At 60.5% G+C, this 2,780-nt stretch carries 4 protein-coding genes; 3 read left to right on the forward strand and 1 reads right to left on the reverse strand.

Features of this window, described 5'->3' with window-relative positions:
- Window positions 1-82: 82 nt before the first annotated feature.
- The 3 genes from pyrB to QVE23_RS05460 all read left to right on the forward strand — a co-directional run bounded on the left by pyrB (window position 83) and on the right by QVE23_RS05460 (window position 2,510).
- Window positions 83-1,003: an aspartate carbamoyltransferase gene (pyrB, locus tag QVE23_RS05450; protein WP_287554539.1), complete on the forward strand. Its 921-nt coding sequence runs from the start codon at window positions 83-85 to the stop codon at window positions 1,001-1,003.
- Between the two features lie 18 nt (window positions 1,004-1,021).
- Window positions 1,022-1,447, forward strand: coding sequence for an aspartate carbamoyltransferase regulatory subunit (locus QVE23_RS05455; RefSeq protein WP_025544033.1), 426 nt, complete (start codon window positions 1,022-1,024; stop codon window positions 1,445-1,447).
- A 193-nt stretch (window positions 1,448-1,640) separates the two neighbouring features.
- On the forward strand, window positions 1,641-2,510 hold the full coding sequence (locus tag QVE23_RS05460; RefSeq protein WP_287967717.1) for a YitT family protein: 870 nt from the start codon (window positions 1,641-1,643) through the stop codon (window positions 2,508-2,510).
- A gap of 45 nt (window positions 2,511-2,555) precedes the next feature.
- On the opposite strand, the gene QVE23_RS05465 is transcribed toward QVE23_RS05460, so the two are convergent.
- On the reverse strand, window positions 2,556-2,780 hold a 225-nt coding region (locus QVE23_RS05465; RefSeq protein WP_287967719.1), incomplete at its 5' end, for an RNHCP domain-containing protein.

The following is a 2,780-nucleotide window of genomic DNA, read 5'->3' on the forward strand; positions in this document are numbered from 1 at the left end:
TCCGCTTCCGGCTTTGCCGGGAGCTATTCCCTGCCGCCCGAGGAGCGGCTCCCTCCCACCACACCCCTGAAAGGAGTTCATCATGCCCAGAAATCTTATCGACATCACCGACCTCTCCGTGGATGAGATCAATCAGCTGATCGCCACCGCGGAGGACATTATCGCCAACCCGGTCAAGTACCAGGACGCCTGTGCCCATAAGCAGCTGGCAACGCTCTTCTTCGAGCCCTCCACCCGGACCCGGCTCTCCTTTGAGTCCGCCATGCTGGCCCTGGGCGGCAGCACCCTGGGCTTTTCTGAGGCCAGCTCCAGCTCCACCGCCAAGGGCGAGACCGTGGGCGACACCATCCACACTGTCAGCTGCTACGCCGACATCATCGCCATGCGCCATCCCAAGGAGGGTGCTCCCTACGCCGCCTCCCAGTTCAGTGAGGTACCTATCATCAATGCCGGCGACGGCGGCCACAACCATCCCACCCAGACGCTCACCGACCTGCTGACCATCCACCGGGAGAAGGGGCGGCTGAACAACTTCACCATCGGCTTCTGCGGCGACCTGAAATTCGGCCGCACCGTCCACTCCCTGGTGAACGCCCTGAGCCGGTACGATCACATCAACTTCGTGCTGATCTCCCCCACCGAGCTGAAGCTGCCCCGGTATGTGAAGGAGGAGGCTCTGAAGAAGAAGGGCATCCCCTACACCCAGACCACGGATCTGGAGTCCGTCATCCCCCAGCTGGACATTCTCTACATGACCCGTGTCCAGAAGGAGCGGTTCTTCAATGAGGAGGACTACCTGCGCTTGAAGGACAGCTACATCCTGACACCGGAGAAGCTGGAGAACGCCAAGGCGGACCTGTCCATCCTCCACCCCCTGCCCCGTGTCAACGAGATCACTGTGGCGGTGGACAAGGATCCCCGGGCCGCCTACTGGAGACAGGTGAAGAACGGCAAGTACATCCGCATGGCACTGATCCTGAAGCTGCTGGGCATTCAGGTGTGAGAAGGAGGCATTGACGCTATGAACATCGACAGCATCCAAAACGGCGTGGTCCTGGACCACATCCAGGCTGGCAAGAGCATGGACATCTACCGCTACCTCCATCTGGACCAGCTGGACTGCTCCGTGGCCATCATCAAGAATGTCCGCAGCGGCCGGATGGGTAAGAAGGACATCATCAAGATCGACTCCCCCATGGAGGTAGATCTGGATGTGCTGGGCTATATCGACCCCAACATCACCGTCAACATCATCCGCAACGGCGTGCGGGTGGAAAAGAAGCATCTGGAGCTTCCGAAAAAGCTGGTGAATGTCATCCACTGCAAAAACCCCCGCTGCATCACCGTAGCAGAGCCCCAGCTGGACGCCATATTCCTGCTGAGCGATCCCGCCACTCACACCTATCGCTGCGCCTACTGCGAGACCGCGAAGGACAAGAAGTTCTGATTCCCCGTGACGGCACTGCCCGTTCAGACTGCGTGGACATCCAGTTTTTTCCCCTCCGGCAGGGCCGTATATACGGATTCTGCATTGCAGGAAAGTTTTCCTGCAATGCAGAATTTTTTTTGCAATTTCTGTTGCGTTTTGGAGGAAAATGGCGTATACTGCGGCCCGGATTTCAGAAAACGGAGGCACTCCTATGAAGCATCATCCCTCTTGGACCGCTCTGCGCAGCTACGCGATCACAGCCGGTCTGGCCTGTCTGATGGGCGTCAGCTATGAGCTGTTTGTCTTTCCCAACGCCTTCGCCCCGGCGGGCATCAACGGCCTGGCCACCATGCTGCAATACCTGCTGCACGTCAATATCGGCTACCTCTCCCTGCTCATCAACCTGCCGCTGGTCCTGCTGGCCTGGAAAAAAGTCGACCGGGACTTCGCCCGCAAAACACTGGTGTTCGTGCTGGTGTTCTCCGCCGTCACGCTGGTGCTGGGCCAGATGGACCTAAGCGCCATCGCCTATGACTCCGGCTCCTCCGCCATCCTGGGGCCTGTGGCGGCCGGTGTGGTCAGCGGCGCTGTGTACGGCTGGGTGATCCGGCAGAACGGCTCCACCGGCGGAACGGACATCATAGCCGCCTGGGTGCGGAAAAAGCACCCGGAGGCCAGCTTGGTCTGGCTGATCTTCAGCCTCAATGCCGCGGTGGCGGTGTTGTCCTTCTTCGTCTACGGCTGCCAGTTCGAGCCGGTGATCCTGTGCCTGATCTACTGCTATCTCAGCTCCAGCATCAGCGACACCATTTTGAAGGGCGGCAAATCCGCCATGAAATTCGAGGTGGTCACCCGGCAGCCGGAGGAGCTCTCCCGGCAGCTCATGCAGCAGCTGCGCCACGGTGTCACTGTGCTCCAGGCGGAGGGAATGTACTCGGAGACTCCCCGTTCCCTGCTGATCTGCGTGGTGAACCGCCATCAGGTGGTTCGGTTCCAGGAGATTCTGGCCCGCTTCCCGGATACCTTCGCCTGCGTCTCCAGTGTCAATGAGACCTGGGGGAATTTCAAACACGTGGCATAGAAAAACCGGCGGAGGCCGTACAGCCTCCGCCGATTTTTCAGGTTTTTACTCCGCCGCCCGCTCCAGCCGGTCCAAGGGGAACGGCGGTGCGGCCAGAGGCTTCACCGCCAAGCTCATCAGCAGCATGGGGTTATCATCCGCCGCCACCCGGTTGGAATGGAGCACGCCGCAGATCTTGCAGCGGTGGATGATGGCCCACTCGCCGCCCTTGCGGACCCAGACGGCCACCGGCTCCATGGTGCCGCCGCAGTCGGCGGCCCGGTCCCCCGG

Source organism: Oscillibacter sp. KLE 1728 (assembly GCF_934833455.1).
GTDB classification, from domain to species: Bacteria; Bacillota; Clostridia; order Oscillospirales; family Oscillospiraceae; genus Oscillibacter; species Oscillibacter welbionis.